General features: G+C 40.9%; 14 protein-coding genes and 1 riboswitch. Of the genes, 3 read left to right on the top strand and 11 right to left on the bottom strand.

The window, feature by feature from the left end:
* Positions 1 to 536 precede the first annotated feature (536 nt).
* The 9 genes from mgtE to ACTQ5J_RS07175 all read right to left on the bottom strand — a co-directional run bounded on the left by mgtE (position 537) and on the right by ACTQ5J_RS07175 (position 12,075).
* Positions 537 to 1,883, bottom strand: coding sequence for a magnesium transporter (gene mgtE / locus ACTQ5J_RS07215; protein ID WP_441751901.1), 1,347 nt, complete (start codon positions 1,881 to 1,883; stop codon positions 537 to 539).
* Between the two features lie 177 nt (positions 1,884 to 2,060).
* Positions 2,061 to 2,223: riboswitch (M-box (ykoK) riboswitch) on the bottom strand.
* Between the two features lie 694 nt (positions 2,224 to 2,917).
* The gene (locus ACTQ5J_RS07210) at positions 2,918 to 3,235 is read right to left on the bottom strand and encodes an ABC transporter permease subunit (RefSeq protein ID WP_441751899.1); all 318 of its coding nucleotides are present in this window, start codon (positions 3,233 to 3,235) and stop codon (positions 2,918 to 2,920) included.
* A gap of 257 nt (positions 3,236 to 3,492) precedes the next feature.
* The gene (locus ACTQ5J_RS07205; protein WP_441751897.1) at positions 3,493 to 5,799 is read right to left on the bottom strand and encodes an FAD-dependent oxidoreductase; all 2,307 of its coding nucleotides are present in this window, start codon (positions 5,797 to 5,799) and stop codon (positions 3,493 to 3,495) included.
* A gap of 884 nt (positions 5,800 to 6,683) precedes the next feature.
* On the bottom strand, positions 6,684 to 7,508 hold the full coding sequence (locus ACTQ5J_RS07200) for a carbohydrate ABC transporter permease (RefSeq protein WP_441751896.1): 825 nt from the start codon (positions 7,506 to 7,508) through the stop codon (positions 6,684 to 6,686).
* 11 nt (positions 7,509 to 7,519) lie between these two features.
* Positions 7,520 to 8,419, bottom strand: a complete 900-nt coding sequence (locus ACTQ5J_RS07195; protein WP_441751894.1) for a carbohydrate ABC transporter permease — start codon at positions 8,417 to 8,419, stop codon at positions 7,520 to 7,522.
* Positions 8,420 to 8,493: 74 nt separating this feature from the next.
* Entirely contained in the window at positions 8,494 to 9,840 is a 1,347-nt protein-coding gene (locus tag ACTQ5J_RS07190) for an extracellular solute-binding protein (protein ID WP_441751892.1), read from the bottom strand.
* Between the two features lie 745 nt (positions 9,841 to 10,585).
* Positions 10,586 to 11,461, bottom strand: a complete 876-nt coding sequence (locus ACTQ5J_RS07185; protein WP_441751890.1) for a CHAP domain-containing protein — start codon at positions 11,459 to 11,461, stop codon at positions 10,586 to 10,588.
* Positions 11,462 to 11,591: 130 nt separating this feature from the next.
* Positions 11,592 to 11,801, bottom strand: a complete 210-nt coding sequence (locus ACTQ5J_RS07180) for a phage holin (RefSeq protein ID WP_441751888.1) — start codon at positions 11,799 to 11,801, stop codon at positions 11,592 to 11,594.
* Entirely contained in the window at positions 11,791 to 12,075 is a 285-nt protein-coding gene (locus ACTQ5J_RS07175) for a hypothetical protein (RefSeq protein ID WP_441751886.1), read from the bottom strand. The genes ACTQ5J_RS07180 and ACTQ5J_RS07175 overlap by 11 nt, the downstream gene beginning before the upstream one ends.
* A 288-nt stretch (positions 12,076 to 12,363) precedes the next feature.
* Between ACTQ5J_RS07175 and ACTQ5J_RS07170 the strand changes: the two genes are divergently transcribed.
* Positions 12,364 to 13,011, top strand: a complete 648-nt coding sequence (locus tag ACTQ5J_RS07170) for a DUF937 domain-containing protein (RefSeq protein ID WP_441751885.1) — start codon at positions 12,364 to 12,366, stop codon at positions 13,009 to 13,011.
* Positions 13,012 to 13,168: 157 nt separating this feature from the next.
* Here ACTQ5J_RS07170 and ACTQ5J_RS07165 read toward each other — a convergent pair whose 3' ends face one another.
* Together ACTQ5J_RS07165 and ACTQ5J_RS07160 are read right to left on the bottom strand one after the other, a co-directional pair.
* Positions 13,169 to 13,693, bottom strand: coding sequence for a sigma-70 family RNA polymerase sigma factor (locus ACTQ5J_RS07165; RefSeq protein ID WP_441751883.1), 525 nt, complete (start codon positions 13,691 to 13,693; stop codon positions 13,169 to 13,171).
* A gap of 312 nt (positions 13,694 to 14,005) precedes the next feature.
* Positions 14,006 to 14,239 (bottom strand): helix-turn-helix domain-containing protein, encoded by a 234-nt coding sequence (locus ACTQ5J_RS07160; RefSeq protein ID WP_441752274.1) that lies wholly within the window; start codon positions 14,237 to 14,239, stop codon positions 14,006 to 14,008.
* A 365-nt stretch (positions 14,240 to 14,604) separates the two neighbouring features.
* Between ACTQ5J_RS07160 and ACTQ5J_RS07155 the strand changes: the two genes are divergently transcribed.
* Complete coding sequence (locus ACTQ5J_RS07155) at positions 14,605 to 14,868, top strand: hypothetical protein (RefSeq protein ID WP_441751881.1); 264 nt, start codon at positions 14,605 to 14,607, stop codon at positions 14,866 to 14,868.
* Between the two features lie 941 nt (positions 14,869 to 15,809).
* Positions 15,810 to 17,189, top strand: coding sequence for an MFS transporter (locus ACTQ5J_RS07150; protein WP_441751879.1), 1,380 nt, complete (start codon positions 15,810 to 15,812; stop codon positions 17,187 to 17,189).
* Positions 17,190 to 17,306: the final 117 nt, after the last annotated feature.

Below are 17,306 nucleotides of genomic sequence, written 5' to 3'. Positions count from 1 at the left end.
TATACGAATGAACGGGCGGAAGATTAAGAACGCTAATAAAACAACACACACCTAACTTCTTCATTAAAGATCATCGCCTAGTTCGACTATTTATCACCTTTTGAAACGACACACAGTTTTGGATATTGGCTAAGAAAACAAACAGAAACGAAGACTCAGTAAGAGTCTTTGACTATCAAAATTTTGCTAAATCCCACCCCCACCAAAAAAAGAAGCACCCTCCAATTGTCTGGAGGGTGCTTCTTATGAAAGGTCTATTAATCATTAGGACAGGCAGAATTAGTCTTACACGGTAATCATCTATTGATGTCTTATCATTTCCACAAGACATCGAAGCCTATAAAGGGTGCGTGTGTATCTGTTTTTAAACGATAAGCTCATGATGAATGATAGGCAAACACGCTAAGACCCTGGCTTACTAATCAAGCGATTCTTGGTGAAAGCCACAGACTTTCGATTGCTAATAAAGCGACTGATGACAGATCCCACACATCTAACTAAAGATTCAATCCCTCGCCCACTACTACTCTCAAAGCTTATAATAAATGCAACAACCGAGTGGCGATACTAAAGTATATCATCAAACCAAAGGTATCGTTGATGGTCGTAATAAATGGACCTGAAGCAACGGCTGGATCGATTTTCAACTTGTTAATTAGAATCGGAATCACCGAACCCACCACTGTTGAGATACTCAACGTAAACCATAGGGAAACGCCGATAATAACAGCCAATAAACTATTGCCGTAGAAAATCGCGACAACTAAACTTAACGTCATGCCAGCTGCCGCACCTAAAATTCCTCCGACTAAGAATTCTTGCCAAACGACTTTGCCTAAACTTTCACCTTTACGATTATCACCGATGGTAATCTTACGCACAGCTACGGCTAAAGATTGCGTGCCGACATTACCGGCTGAATCCATAATAATTGGAATAAAGGCAGCTAATAAGACTACTTCATTTAACGTTTCTTCAAAAGAATTAATAAGCGTCGCACTAATCATTCCCAAGAAAATCAGAATAATTATCCAAGGTAATCGCGCTCGCGCGATACTCCAGGTCGTTTCTTCAGACGAGACAGGTTGTTTAGATTTACTAATCGCAGCAAATTCATTGAAGTCTTCCGTCGTTTCTTCAACAATAATATCCATCACATCATCGACCGTAATAATCCCCAACATCTTGCCCGCTGTATTTATAACAGGCAGTGCCACCAAGTCATAGTCTTGCAACAATTTGGTTGCTTCTTCTTGGTCTGCGCTTGAATCCACAGACACAAGGCGTGTCATCATCACTTCGCCTAGCGTTTGCTCTTGTGCATGTAAAATTAAATCACGCAAAGAGACCACTCCATTAAGCTTTCCCGCCTGGTCAATGACATAAATATAATACACCATTTCTACTTCTTGAGCGAGTCCTCGTACACGTTCTGCCGTTACCTTAATCGTATCTTCAACTTTGCCTACCAAGAAGCTTTTGTTCATCACTGAACCAGCCGTTTCCGGATCGAATGCCAATAACTCTTCTATTATATATCGCTTTTCTGCCGGCAATAAATCCAGCAGTATGTTTGAGTCTGAATCTGGCAGATAATTCAAAAGCTTCACCACATTATCGCCTTCCATATGCGACAACAATTGGCTAATATAAGACGCCGTAAAAATTTCATACAACTCGCTCTGCTCGTCCAGCGTCATCCATTCGAATAATTTAGCAAACTCACTCGGCGATAAGAAATTTTCGATTTTACGTTTGTTTTTGGGATACAGCGCATGGAATAAATCCATTTGGTCTTTTACGTGTAACCGGAAGAATAGCTCCCGGAATGTTTGACGCTCGTTATGTTTGGCTGCTTTGAAAATTGCTTCGTAATTCATCATATCAATCAATCCTTCCAGAAGGTGCATCCTGGCACCCTTCTTTTTTACTATTTAATGCTTTAAATAAACACCTTATTGAATCCGGCCTGGGGTCCATACGCCTCACCTCCTAGAATTTTCCAAACAAAAAACACGCCCCGAAGAGCGTGTTTATCTATAGACTGATCCCATAAAAAATCTGCTCCTCTTCGTCGAGTTTTAGCTCTGTATAGCATAGGGAAGCCCCAGCTGCATTAAAAACTTCCTTAATTCGAAAGTTCCTGTTAACCCATTGGCATCTTTGGATGTTTCTGGGCAGCAGCATTTCTCTATACAGTAGCCTCACCTAACAAGGCTATTTAATTAACATACTTAACCATTATACCTAAACCAGCCACTGAAGTCTAATCAACAAGATAACCCTCTTGCCTTCTCAGATAATCACTCAGGGAAAATAAGCATCATCATTACCTAAACTAAACGTAAACAAAGGCCGCAAGCCCCACCGCCCAGAGCCAATAGTCTCTAATCGAACGAAGGGGCGCACATATAACTAGCAGGACTCTAACCACTAGTTGACCAACGTTATTTTCAACCCACGGTCTCATTCTAGCTTTCAAGCTTTTATAAGTTTCTCTTTTGATTAGGCTACACTAAGTTAGACAGTAAAATTAAGGTCTAGTAGAATGAAATAAAAGAACTAATGTGTTTTATATTTGAGTTTTTTCACATCTGTGTATTATACATAGAATGACTTAGTGTTTTTATTGAATTTAAAGGCCTCAAATAAATTAACCGGTTGTCTTCTCAAATAAATTAATTGACTCGTAATGTCTTCAATCAATGAAGCGTCTAACCATTTATTCTACGACAGCAACTCAGTTAAAAACAACTGCCACCCGCATAATACGAGTCACAGTTCATCTTTTATTAGTCAGCATACAGCCACCTTCTAAGGCTTAACCTTTCGCCGCTCCACTCATCGTCAAGCCCTTGGACATATGATTTTGGGCGAAATAATATAGGATAAAGGTCGGCATCATGTTAATTACCGATTAAGCTGCCAATTGGCCATAAGCGGCATACCCGTATTTGCCAAAGAATTGATATAAAGTAACTGATGCTGGTAATTTACTAGGTGAGGATAATAAAATATAAGGCACAAAGAAATTTCCCCAGCTGCCTATATATGTAACTATTGCTACTGTAAACACGCCAAGTGTCATCAGCGGTAAGATAACCCGTCTGATTCCTTCCAATCTCGAAGCTCCGTCAATCCAGGCGGCTTCCTCCAATTCAGGCGATACGCCATCCATAAAGTTCTTCATCATCCAAATACCAAAAGGTAACTGAGACGCGGTTAAGAAAATCATCGTAGCTAGTAAAGAATCCGACAGCTAGTCAGATTCTATTTTTAACGTGTTAACTCAGCAATCCAGTTGACATGTTAAACTATCTAACGTATTAACCCACTTCTCCAGTTGGTACATTAAAATAATCGTCACCAAAAAACGAACCAACCTGCGGAATTCCTCCGACAGATTGGTTCGTTATATATTATATTACTGACCTAAACCACTAGGCTTTCAGTTTCCAGTCCTCGAAAACCAAATCTGTCCACTTGCTATCCCTACAAGCCAGCTGCTTCCATTGCGTTATTCAAGGCTTCCATAAAGGCATTAGAAGAAACACTTGCCCCAGAGACAACTTCTAATTCAGCTGTTTGGGCTTCAAGTGCCTGCTCGGCTAACTCATTCATTGCTTCAACCCCAATGCCAGCTGTTTCGGATTGTTCGGTGATTTGAATATCAACTACTTGATCACCTTCAACAGTAATTTGAACTTTCACACGTCCACCAAAGCCATCATTGGATTGTCCTTCAAAGACATTATCCGCCGCCGGCCCTTCTTCAGCATCAGCATCAGCTTCTTCCACCTCAAGCTCACTCTCATCACTAGCTAACCAAGCGTCAATTTCTGCGACTTTCTCAGAATGAGGCATGGCTGCTTGACTCAAGTTGCGTTGTGAGAAGTATTCGGCTTTATTCGTTTTAGTCAAAGTGTTGGTTTCTTGTCCCGCAAAGTCTTGATTGAGACTCGTATCCGAAGTTGCTAGTCCAGATTCATCAACCGAAACGGCAGATTTACCCGCAATATAACCACTCGTTAAGACGCGACCTAGACCGTGAACACGCATCCCACCACTCGCTTCACCTGCCGCAAATAAGTTAGGTATCGTTTGGCCATAAATATCAATCACTTGCATATTACCATCAACGCGAATACCAGCTAAGGTATCATGCATACTTGGCGTCGCCCAGAGTGCATAGAAGGGTCCTTCTTCAATTGAATGAACCAGTGTTTTTTCACGTTGCCAATCCTCATCATAACCCGCTTCAACAAAACCATTATAACGCGTCATGGTTTCTACCAAAGTTTCTGCATCCATTTCGACTTCTTCATGGTATTTATTGACCACCATCGCCGCTAATTCTTCTAGAGTATCGGCTTTAAAGGCATAACCTTCCGCATAGTCAAGAACTCCTTCGCCGTCGATATCCCAGCCATTACGCTCAACTGCTGCTTGATCCATAATCGCCCATAAAGGACCACCATAGGCTTCCGCATTGCCATCACCTTCAAGGTCAACAAACGTGCCTGATAAGGCTTGGTCAAAGAAAGGCTCACGTGCTGTATCCATTTGACCGTAAGCATATTGATCTTCGTTACCAATTCGCTCACCTAACATATTAACAATCACCAGACTGTCATAATCTGGCACAATGCCGTTCGTGCGAACGAGTGGCCAAATCACACTTTTATCTGTCCAGCCTCGTCCATAACCGTATTGCGTACCAAAACGTTGCGGAGCCGTAATATTTGCACCAACCACCGTTGTATAATTACCTAAACTGCCTAAAGCAGCCCCAATTTCCATAGCCGCATATTCACCAGATGCATCTTGATCAGAGAAAGGCATCCCAGCCAAGCCATCCATATACTCACCCAAACGCGGATCTAACATTGTCCGGAATTCAACATTACCTGTCGAGCCACCAGTACAAATAATTACCGCTTTATTGGCTTTAATATTGACAAGCTCATTGGATTCTTCAATATTGCCGTCACTCATCATGCTTTGTAAAGGCTCGGTTTCGCCTGGGAGAATCGTTGGAGAATAACTTGCTTGAATCCCCGTCACTTGGCCTTCAAAGATGCCATCACGGTATATTTTGTCCATATGGTAATTCAACAAGAATTCCGCACCTTCTTCACGAAGCGTTTGTTCTAAAGGACGGCTAATGCCAATCCCGGCGGCTTCCGTACCCGTATAGGTATTCTCCCACTCTGAGGCGTCCACGTACGTCATCCGTCCCACGCTATCGCCGTCATTACCGCCATCACGGTAGTAAGCACGAACCAGCGGCTCAACGTCCAAGGTCACAATCCCATTGTCCATCAGCCAGTCATAGGTTTCGACCATCGCATTCGCAATCGAGCGTGTGTAATCGCGATCATTATAGCGCGAGTTTACCGAATTGCCACGCGTGTGGTCATAGTAATACAAGTCAGCTGAGTCTGCGATTTCCCAAGCCTCTTGATCAACGGTCCCGCCTCCCGAGTGAAATTGTCCCTCACTGACGGCCACATGCCCGCCGACATCAAAGTTGGCTTCGACCAAAAGCACCGACGCCCCATCGTCCAATGCCTTGAGTGCCGCCGCCAAACCTGACGCGCCCGCACCAACTACCACGACATCCGCCTCGTAATCCCACACGATATCTTCGCTGGCCGGTTGATTGGCTCCAGTCGCCATAACTTCTGCCTGGGAATTCGCGAACGGGAGTGTCGATTGCCCGATGAGCACCATGACAATTAAACTGACCAACCACGAGAAGTATTTCTTGAATTGCTTGCCACTATTTCCTTTTTTCATTAAACTTTCACTTCCTTAAATTTTTTATCATTCAATTTTCAGCAACATGAAAACAATAGTTACCCCGACGACTGTGACTCCCGCTAAATTGATGACCCTATAAACAAAACCCCCACTTGTTATCTTGTTCACATGATATCGTAACAATAAGTTCTTGAATTGTCAACACAAATACGGAATGCGCTTACAACTATTGTTATAAATAACCTTTGCTGTTAGGTTCATTAGCACGATTGAATTGTGATTAAATAAACAACCAAAGCTTATTAGCACCTACCATCCAAAATATTAACAACTTAAATGTTTCTTATAAGCTTATTTACTTCGCTCAGCTTAAAAATCAGCATCACATTCTAATACCTCGACTCCCTGTTTCAGTCATGTTATTAGAGCAGTCAATGACTTAAACCAGCTAGTACATGAGAAAAAGTGCAAAATAGTAATTCCTCCTGTCCTACCGTAATCAGACTATTCACCAAGGACCTATTTCATAGTTGGCCAACATTTAAATTGACCGATCAGTCAACTGGCTTTCTGCATTGCTAAACAGTGTCACTATCCATTAAATGATTCAATCTAAAGCCAAAATCCACCATCTTTTTATAGCTTTTTTAAATCTTCCTTCTATTATATAAGCCATCTTATACAAGTAACGCTCCCGACTACAAACAGCTAAGCCACTTCCCCTTGGCATCCCCCCTAAAACCATTCTCACAGACTAATGAAACATCGTCATGATTAAAGAAAAAACAAAGCTCAATTACCCACTCTCATACAGAATATAAACGACTATTTATCTGAAAAAGAACACAAAAATACTGCCACCCGCAGCTACGAGTCGCAGTACATCATTTACTAATCAACATACATCCACCTTCTAAAGCTTAGCCCTTCGCCGCTCCACCCATCGTGAAACCCTTGGACATATGGTTTTGGGCGAAGTAATATAGAATAAAAGTCGGCATCATATAAATAACCGAGTAGGCTGCCAATTGACCATATGCGGCATAGCCGTATTGGCCAAAGAACTGATACAAAGTAACTGAAGCCGGCAACTTGCTCGGTGAGGATAATAAAATATAAGGCACAAAGAAATTGCCCCAGCTCCCTATAAATGTAAATATTGCCACTGTAAATACGCCTGGTGTCATTAGTGGTAAGATAACCCGTCTGATTCCTTCTAACCTCGAGGCTCCGTCAATCCATGCGGCTTCCTCCAATTCAGGCGACACGCCATCCATAAAGTTCTTCATCATCCAAATACCAAAAGGTAACTGAGAGGCCGTTAAGAAAAACATCGTGGCTAATAAAGAATCCGTCAGCCTAAACATAATAAATAATTGATAGACCGGTACCATGACTGCCGTCATCGGCAAGGAAGTCATAAATAGAATCCCCATCATCACCTTCTGCTTATTAGGTAATTTAAAGCGTGATAAAGGGTAAGCAGCAAGAATCGAAAGCACTACGACTAATAGTGTTTGACCTCCTGATAATAACAGACCATTTTTAAAGGCCGTCTGATTTTTTACATCACCCAACACAGACTCATAATTACCGAAAAACACGTTGGCTGGAAGTTTCAGCACTTGGGTCGCCTTCTCATCAAAAGATGCCAACAAAATCCATAATAAAGGGATGACAAAGAGCAAGCCCACTAGACTCAATATTACATAACCAATTATACGCTGATATTGCTTCTGTCTCATGTCTGTCCCCCCTAATCATTCTTAACACGCAATAAGCGAATGTAAATTAAACTTAACAGAATACCAAAGACAAGTATGACTAAAGCAATCGCCGTTCCATAACCTAATCGATAATTAACAAAAGCTTGTTCATACATAAAGACCGGTAAGGTTGATGTGCGCCCTACTGGCCCGCCACCGGTCATTGTGTACAGTAATGTAAAGACGCCTAACGTACTTAAAGTAATAATCACTAAATTAGTAAAAATCGTTCCTTTAATAACAGGCAAAGTGACGTGCAACAATCGTTTCCAAGGCCCAGCGCCATCGATTTCAGCTGCTTCATACAAGGCATCAGGAATACTATCTAAGGCCGATTGAAACATTAACATTGATAAAGCCGATCCTTGCCAAATATTGGCGATAACCACTGAAATCATTGGATACTCATATAACCAAGAAACAGGGTTAAATCCTAAACTTCCAAGCAATGCATTCACCGTTCCACCATCATGTAAAAGCGTCACAAATGAAATAGCCACAATCAATTCAGGTGTCACCCATCCAGCCATAATCGTTGCCCCCACCACTTTGCGAAAGAGTTTATTCTTACGTTGCATCAGAAAGGCCACAACGAAACCTAACAGCTGTTGCCCGATAATTCCCGAGGCTAGTAGAAAAATCCACGTGGCATTAACAGACGAAAAGAATCGGTGATCTTTAAATAAATTGGTAAAGTTATCGAAGCCCACAAAACTAACCTCTCGCGCTGTGGTACCCGTTAAAGAAAAGTCGGTAAAAGAGAAAAAAACTGTCATAATAACCGGCCCGATAAAGAACACCACTAACAAAATAAGCGATGGCGAAAGAAATAAAAGAGTCGGTAACAGAACACTCCGTTTAGTCGTTGGTTGATTTTTAACTTGTGTCACACGAACCCCTCCTAAAAGACTATTCTAAAAACAGGAGACCATTCTGTCATGGCCTCCTAGTAACTAATGAAATTTTAGCGAGTCACAATGTTTTCCTCGCCGACGATTCGAATTAAACCATCCGTATATTGTTGAACGGCTTCTTCTGGTGTAATGGTACCTGATGCCAACGCTTCAACGACTTCTTGGATATGAGTGGAAATCGTCGCATAATCATCAGCTGTTGGTCTAAAGTTAGTATATTGAAGAATTTCATTCGCTTCTTCGTAGTTGCTGATGTCTTGAGTCAAGTAACCGTCACTTTCTGCTACATCTGTTCTGACAGTCATGTCCCCAGTTTGTAAGACATAAGCGAGTTTATGTTCTTCATCAACTGCCATTTGGATAAAGGCAGTCGCTAACTCTTTATTATCTGCCTGTTCTGGAATCGCAAAAGCCCAACCTCCAGACATCGACGTAAAGCCGTCGCCATCTCCTGTTTGAGTCGGGAAAGGAATAAAGCCCCAAACATCCATCGCATGGTCATACGGTTCAGCGGTGTCACCTCGGCGCCAAGTACCAGTTACCCAGTTACCATCCATAATCATCGCGACTTCATTATTCGGCATCATCGTCTCAGCTAACATTGTCCCAATTTGACTATTAGAAGCCACACTCATCGTTGGCCCTAATCCCTCTTGGAAAACGGTATCAATAAAACCAAACGTATCTAATAAGGCTTGTTCTTCCACTACCCATTTACTTTCGTCAAAATCATAAAACTCAGAACCTGTTCCACTATATAATACTTGGAACGTACGCATCGAAGTAGCTTCACCAGTAGCTTTCGTCACATAGATAAACAAAGGCATGGCGGCATGGCCACTTTCTTTTAAAGCGCGTGCAGCATCCAATACCTCTTCCCATGACGTCGGCGCAAAATCTGTTTCTAAGCCAACCTCTTCAAAAATCTCTCGATTATACCAAAGTCCTTGGACATCCGTACTAAATGGCACGCCGTAAACTTCCCCATTTTCTGCTGAGACACCTTGTTTTACAGCCTCTTCAAAATTTCCCCAGTCTTCCCATTCATCGACCATCGCTTGCATTGAGGCTAAGTAACCTGCATTGACATCCGAATTAATGACATAGGTATCTTCTACTATAACATCTGGAGCGGTATCTGCCGATTGCATCATCATCGCTTGCTTCGTCGTCACATCATCAAATAAGGGAATTAATTCTACCGCTACTCCCTCATTGGCTTCTTCAAAATCTGCCTTTAACTCAACGAACCAATCTTCCCACCAGGATGGATAGGACACTTGTAAAACTGTATTGTCTTGCGCTGAAACGACTAGAGTATTTAGTGGACTAACGCCCACCGCGAGCATGAGTACAGAAAGGGCTAAACTCAGCCTGATCACTAATTTTTTTACCATTTTGAATTCCTCCTATTCAACTTATACAAAAAAAATGAAAAACCGCCAGACTCAATGCAACCGCTTAACTCACTTATAAGTTGTCTAGCCCTAAGGTCAAACGTAAACCTATCATTAAATGAAACTTAATATATTCTTAAGAAAACCTTTCCATCCTTGGTAATATACGTTTTAAACTCTTTACAAAATATTTTTTACACAATATTCTGATGAAACACTCTCTTCAAGCAGCTTGAAGCCCGCCGCAATAAATATACTTTTTCACAGATTGAATCCCTTCATATAATCACTTCAAACGAGGTCTTTATTCATAAAGTCTTCGCAAGTTTGCACATAAAAAGCCTCACACCATCCTATAAAAGAATGAGTGTGAGACTGGATTATTCGATTTAAATCAGCTTTGCTTTGTTTCTAGATAAACACTTATATGGGTGCACCGTCACTTGTTTATACCAATCGAAAGAAGCTTTCTTCGAACGATTAAGTGTAGCCTTTCCTCCGTTATTCTGTCTCTAGACATCATGCCTGCTGCTTAAGAAATGGCTTATAAGTTAAAAGTTAACCTTGGACAAGGCGTATACTACGTTAAGCGTCTGAGTAAAATCGCTTGAAAGCTGTCAGTCTAAACAGGACTTTCATGCGATGCTTATTTATTACACCTTCTATATACGCCACGCTGACAGTCGACCCGTCAGCCAAAAATTGAGCGGGGATGTTTGGCCTATTTTGTTGAATGCGACTTAACTCATAGGAGCTTTACATCATTCGCATGTAGCCAACCAATCAAGCCCCCCCTATAACCTACTAAATAGATCATTTCTCCACGCACCCTTTTCTGATCCAATACATCAAAGTAACTCCCCTTTACCCAAGCATCCATCACTTCTCCCGTATAGAAACGGACAGCCTTTTGAGACACTTGAACTCGCTTGACCTTAGGACTAGCATTAGACAGATGACCCTTCATCAATTCATTCACCCGCTTCTGGACTGCCAAGGCATCATAGCCAGCCGCCACTAAGGCACGCGTTCGCTCCGGATTATTTCCCCAAGTTCCCAACAGGACTTGGGACGCTAGCTCATTGACTGATTGCTTGAGTGGACGACCAGCCCCATTGCCTCCGCCTGCTCCAGCGCCTCCTGCCACACTGCCATATTTTGGACGTGCAAAACCTTTGATTCGCCAATCATTCCAAGCGAACCAATTTCTCTCGACTCGACCATTTGAATTGCCTTCAATCGTTCGAAAGCGTTCGCCTGATACTTCGCCTACATAAGCGATATGATCCGCAAAGCCACCACCATCCCAATCAAACATGACTAAATCCCCGACCACTGGTTTTACACGCCCCAGCCAAATGCCTAAGTCTCGACAGACCTTTACATGTCTTTCGACGCCACACTCGCGACCAATCAAGTGGTTCGCGCCCGCTTCATCGGCTACTGCCGTCACAAAGGCATCACACCAAGCATCATCATAAGTCATTTTATAGCCACTGGGTCTTGGTAACACTTGGTTATAACGATCAATCAGTCCTTTATGCACACTACCATATTGCTTCGCCCCGACATATTTACCAGCAATGTCAACTACCTTCTGTGCTGTTACCACCTTTCGCATCCACTCCCTATCCTTAGAGCCAACAGCTACTAAACTCTTTTATCCCCACATCCCACATCTCACATGCCTTTAGGACACCTTCTTCAACACCATCAACAACTAACTCGCTCCCACTCTCCCTCAACCACACTCATCCATTCGTTTCATCATGATAATGTCGACTTGAAACCTGCAATAAAGCCCCAAAGAAAGCCGTCAACAAATTGACCGTGGTCACATATAAGTCCACATTGGCTACACCATACAAATTTCCTAAACCACCGACTAAACCAGCAAAAGCTGGTAAGAATATTAACACGATCCACTTCAAGCGGTCGTATTGTTGATTATTAAATGACATGTTGTAACATCTCCTTTACCGAGTCCTTCAACTCCCCCAACTCACGCCGCACTTCTGCGAACAAGCCTTCAGCGGCTTGCAACTTTTTCTCTTGAGAGTGCACATTGTCAGCCAACAACTCACGCGCTTCTTCCCCTTTGACAATATCAACTGCCATCTGTTCGATTCGACTAATTAATTTCTGAATCGCCGCAATCAAACTCACTAGCTTCGATAATAGAGTCAGAATCGCCACTAAGGCTCCTGCCAGACCCCCAAACTCAATTAAAGACACTCCAATCTCCCCCTTTGCCCTAGCAATCTAACAACCTTCCCCGTTATCCAAGCACACATTCCCCACATTTAGACACTCATTCAATATCCCGTCACCCATATAAACGCATGATTTAAACAACTTGTGACATTAAAACAAGCTTCTATGCTAAAGCGTTTATTAAGCAAGCTTCCGCTTCAATTAGTCGTATCTCTTTTAGGATGCGGTCGCGTTCCAATCATATAATTTGTGAAAAAGACCGATTCATTTTACACTAGGGATAAGATCACAATAGATAGGAGAATTTAAATGAGCATATTTGATAATATTGGTGGAAACCTGTTAGACCTTTTCATGAACTATGAGCGTCGTGAGGATACCGCTTCAATGGCACAGCGAGCAGAAGTTGACGAGAAAGACTTCGGGAAAATTATTGCGCTAGGCTTACCGATTCTTTTGCAAGCCATTAACCGTAACAACAATGATACGCAAGGCTTAGCATCATTTTCGCAAGCGTTAGACCAACATCAAGACGTCAAGCAATACAACTCCTTTGGTGAATTAGTCAATAAGGTCGATACAAACGATGGAGACAGAATATTAGGACATGTTTTTGATGATCAACAAGGGATTTTCGAGCGTATCGCGACTACCCTTGGGGTCACTCCTGGCGCAGTCAAGCGTGTGTTAATGTTACTAGCCCCTATCGTTTTAAAGTATCTGGCAGATCGTAAGCAAACGAATCGTCTAGATAATGCAGGCGTTCAGAAAGAAACTGGAAACATTGCCGAACAAATGGCACGCTCCGTTCGAGAATACGGCCAGAATAGTGGCAATAACAATTCTGCTAGTGATGCATTAGGAAACATCTTCGACGGCCTCACGCAAGGTCAGTCAAACAATACGGTCGATAAAAAAGACGGTTTCCTAGATAGCATTCTAGACTTTTTCAGATAAGCCGCCCGTAGAAAAAAAATTTAAATGAACAACAAATAGGACACGGTCTAATGACACTGTGTCCTATTTGCTTATGTCTATTAACAAAAGGTCGCAAAATAAAATTCGCTACCCTACTTATCCAATCGCTCTCGCCTTTGGCAAGTAAAAGGCGTGGCTAAAGTAATAGCTCCTTCAAGTCACTCAATTTTTCGACAATTTTCTTCTTCCGTCGATAAATCGCCTTACGCTGTACCTTGTAAAAGCGCGCAATCTCCGTCACCGTCCATTCCCCATCAATCAACAATTGAAACAATTCAAACTCCGCCGCATCCAAGCGCCGACGTGCTTCTTCCATAAAGAACATAAGCTCCAAACGAGAGGACTCCACCGGCACCTCACATTCTACTGCGGCTTCAATATCATCAAAAGATACTGAGTTCAACTGCTTTTCCTTGCGCAACAAACTTACTAAAAACCAATACAAGCCTCGACCAGCGAAAGCCACAAACCGAATCCGATCCTCACCCAAGGCATTCCCATCGAAAGATGCCTCAATCTCTAACAATTTCACTCGCAACTCCTGCGCATAATCCTCATAAGACACATGTCGCGGACTAATAAACAAGCGAGCCAAGGTCTTATGCACCAAAGGGTCAAACTGCTCCAACACCCGAGATTTATACAATGATTGAAAATCCAAATTGTCCCTCCCTTTATCTAAACAATAGTTCTCCTGAATAGGCTTCTTTCTTACCTCCATCTAGCTTTATCTCATATTCGAGATAATAAAGAGATACACTTCCTGTTGCAATGGTTTAAGCCATCATGCCGTTGGCCAGTAGGATGACTTAAACGATGATGTGTTTGCACCTTTCGATTATTGGCTTTACAGCACTCATTATTTAAGCGCTTACTTTCTTGAGTATTTATAGATCTTTTCACATCGTCTCTAAAGGTGCTCTACCTTATATATAATCGGTCCTCTTAAATTGATACTGACACTGATACTTCACTATACTTGGTTTAATTCCTTGTCCGACTCTTTCCGTCTAAAAAAACAGGTAATAAATTCTTCTTCTGTCAATTCTAACGTATGAAAACAACCATCTAATACTTCATAACATGGTCTGGTTTTACCGTTCATAATATTACTAATGGTACATGGAGACACTGATATCTTTTCAGCTAGGCTTTTATTAGTTAAGCCTTTCACTGTTATCAACTGTTTAAATGCCGTTCTATTCACTTGTGGCAATTGTAATCCTCCTTTCATTGTCTATTTTTTATACGATTTGAGTATGTGAATGTATCTACAATGAAAAAGATACACTATTCATCTGAAGAAAACAATAGTTTTTTGTATAATATAAATAGATTTATATTTTTTTATTCGAAATTTCAAAAGCGATACATAATCATGTATCGCGGCCACTCGTAGTCGCTTTAAGCCATTACTTTTTCCGTTAAAATTCTCATGATTCCTCTTTTATTTTAGTAGAAAACATGCGATAATAACTCTGTAAATGAAAGCGCTTTTAGAAAGTGGGTGTACTAGCGAACAAGCAATGCTTCAGGAGGATTGACAAATTTATTAGATAAAAGGAGTCTTATATGTCTGTGATAAATGAAGAGAGAGACGATGCATTTTATGATTTAAAGGAAACCATTAAAGATTTACGCAAGGATTTGCTAGCTTATGGTAACATTGACTTTGCGGCAATCTGTGGTGTTAACGTAGAGGATGGCAGTCAAGAGATTTTAGGTTATATGCACACCCAGGACATGAAAGAAGTGGAGCTTCTTGATGATGATTATTATGAAGTCATGAGCGGATCAGAGTTATTAGCAGCGCTTGAACAACAAACAACTGACTAAATAAACACAAATAAAATCACCCTTCCAGAACAACATGGTTGGGTGATTATAGCTAGTAGAGCTTCCTCTATTATAAACACTTAATATCTCAAAGCCAATTCATTTTTATGTCTATTTAAACACATTAATGATATAAGCAACATTAAATCATATTAGTGAACAACATTGGCAAAGTTAAAACGAGTCTAGATACCTCTATGAAAGACACGTTCCCAGCCCTTAAGAATACGGCCAGCCACACGTCTCAACAGTTTGTAAGTTAGACTAACTGTTACTTCGCTAACACCTTTTACTATCATGTTAGGCTGTTGAATGTATTGAAAGATAAGCAAATTGATAATATCAGCTAAATTGCACAGCACTAGGCTCTTTAATTAGTCGAAGAATACATTTGGCTACAAATTGAAGGACACATCAAGGTATGATTGTCGACGCCAGCTATTACTTTCGCTGAATGGGGTAATATTTCAGGTTTAAATGAGTGTTAAGAAATGGCAAAAGATAGGTTATCAAGCAGAAAATCATAGAAGCATTCTCCATAAAATTAATCACTCGATACAAACTGACCTAACAGTCGGTGTATCGAGTTCTTTGTGCTGGCTCTATCCATCCTTTGTTCTTCAAAGTCCAGATTTTCCAATAAAACTCATGCAACTTATAAGAGAGTAAATTCTATAGACGAGTCACTTAAAGTATTCATTCCATTGTCACGGCGATATTAGTCAGGGTTAATAAAAGAAAAAATTTATTTAGTTCAATGAGATGCAATTGAGGATACTTATTCTTTAACGTTAGGTTAATCGTTGTCAGAATATTCCCCTTTGCTTTCTGGCTGAGTCGCTTTCATCATTTTATTCTGTCAGAGTTTTATGTAAAATGAACACAAGATATCACTGGATAAATTTATTCAATCAACCATACACTATAAAAAGGAGTCACCTATGAGCATCCATAAAATTATAAAAGGAATCAAACTGAATGAGACTGAACAGCAGATACTAGACTATCTAGAAGACAATAGTCACCATGTGTTAGATATTCGTATTCAGAAGGTAGCGGAAGATAATTTCACTTCCACTTCATCTGTTTTCAGACTTTCTAAAAAGCTTGGATTTTCAGGCTATAAAGAACTAACCTATTACCTAGCAAATAATCATCATGACAGTGCTATGGCGGCTATCGATGAAGCTGCGTCACTTCATCTTGCCAATGATATTCATTCGATGATTAACTTAAACAAAGACGCACTCCAATCATTGAAAACATCACTAGAGACCTCACCATCTATTGCGATTATCGCGAATGGTTATTCGGCCATTATTGGAGAGTATTTATATAAGAAAATGCTGACAAAAGGAATCCGTTGCATTCAACTGACTGCGTCTGATTCTAATAAAATAATCGACTATAATTTAAGTAATCTCACTCATATTATTTGTATTTCTCGTAGTGGAGAAACAGCTTCATTACTTAATCAGCTAAAAGAAATCGAAAAAAACGCCCCCCACATCACGAGAATAGGTTTTACCCAGAACTCAAATAATTCAATTGCTGTCCAACCCCATACTGCCTTTATTTATAGTAGCACACTCTTCAAAGCGCTAGGTATGCCAGGCATGGCTGTAGCAGGCATCTTTGCTGGTACCCTCGCTTGTGTCTTATTGTTTTATGTTAAAGACTTTGTAACTTCTAAGCATATCAAACCAAGCACTCATAAAAACCCCTTATATATCCTAAGTATTGCCTTGAATAGAAAACTACTTTTCTTTTCATTAATTGCGCTCGTACAACAAGGCATCCAGATGACAACCACCATGTCCTACTCAAACCAAATCATTAAAAGTATGGGTGCCAATGATTTCTTTATTGGCCTATCGTCGGTGATCTACATGAGTGCTTCTGTCTTCTTTTCTTGGCTGGCTAAACACGACTTATTACGCCAAGTCAATCGCATTAAGTCAATCATTTTCTCCCTTACTTGTTTAATTATTTATCTTGTCTTATACTCACAAGTAAATTCGGTTTTTCTAGCGTTAGTCTTACAAATTTTACCTGGCATTACTACGGGCTTGTGCTTCACCTATTTAAACAGCGAAGCAATGTCAGAAGTGGATGAAGAAAGGCAATCAACCGCAATGGGCGTTTTCCAAGCCATTTATGCCATTGGGATGAGTCTTTTCCCAATAATTGCTTCCTCAATAGCCAAGGTATCAACTATTCTTGTGAGCTATTTATACTTTGCCGCTTTTGTCATGCTAGCCATTCTTTTATTATATTGGTATCGATTTAAAACCGATAGAAAACATACCAGCCAAAAATAACTAACGATGCTAAGCAACGTGACGATTCAATACGTCTTTGACACCAAAAAAGTCAATAGCTAAGTGGGATAGGCCACCTGCTATTGACTTCCTTTCTTATCACTCTTAAATGCCAGC

It is taken from the genome of Fundicoccus sp. Sow4_F4, assembly GCF_052116145.1.
Classification (GTDB): Bacteria; Bacillota; Bacilli; order Lactobacillales; family Aerococcaceae; genus Fundicoccus.
The sequence above is the reverse complement of the archived record's forward strand: the minus strand, read 5'-3'. Positions and strand labels throughout refer to the sequence as shown.

What these genes read in the sequence shown, in the direction of transcription:
- mgtE (WP_441751901.1), bottom strand. Translation starts at nt 1,883, where the DNA reads ATGATGAATTACGAAGCAATTTTCAAAGCAGCCAAACATAACGAGCGT.
- ACTQ5J_RS07210 (WP_441751899.1), bottom strand. Translation starts at nt 3,235, where the DNA reads ATGATTTTCTTAACCGCGTCTCAGTTACCTTTTGGTATTTGGATGATG.
- ACTQ5J_RS07205 (WP_441751897.1), bottom strand. Translation starts at nt 5,799, where the DNA reads ATGAAAAAAGGAAATAGTGGCAAGCAATTCAAGAAATACTTCTCGTGG.
- ACTQ5J_RS07200 (WP_441751896.1), bottom strand. Translation starts at nt 7,508, where the DNA reads ATGAGACAGAAGCAATATCAGCGTATAATTGGTTATGTAATATTGAGT.
- ACTQ5J_RS07190 (WP_441751892.1), bottom strand. Translation starts at nt 9,840, where the DNA reads ATGGTAAAAAAATTAGTGATCAGGCTGAGTTTAGCCCTTTCTGTACTC.
- ACTQ5J_RS07185 (WP_441751890.1), bottom strand. Translation starts at nt 11,461, where the DNA reads ATGCGAAAGGTGGTAACAGCACAGAAGGTAGTTGACATTGCTGGTAAA.
- ACTQ5J_RS07180 (WP_441751888.1), bottom strand. Translation starts at nt 11,801, where the DNA reads ATGTCATTTAATAATCAACAATACGACCGCTTGAAGTGGATCGTGTTA.
- ACTQ5J_RS07170 (WP_441751885.1), top strand. Translation starts at nt 12,364, where the DNA reads ATGAGCATATTTGATAATATTGGTGGAAACCTGTTAGACCTTTTCATG.
- ACTQ5J_RS07155 (WP_441751881.1), top strand. Translation starts at nt 14,605, where the DNA reads ATGTCTGTGATAAATGAAGAGAGAGACGATGCATTTTATGATTTAAAG.
- ACTQ5J_RS07150 (WP_441751879.1), top strand. Translation starts at nt 15,810, where the DNA reads ATGAGCATCCATAAAATTATAAAAGGAATCAAACTGAATGAGACTGAA.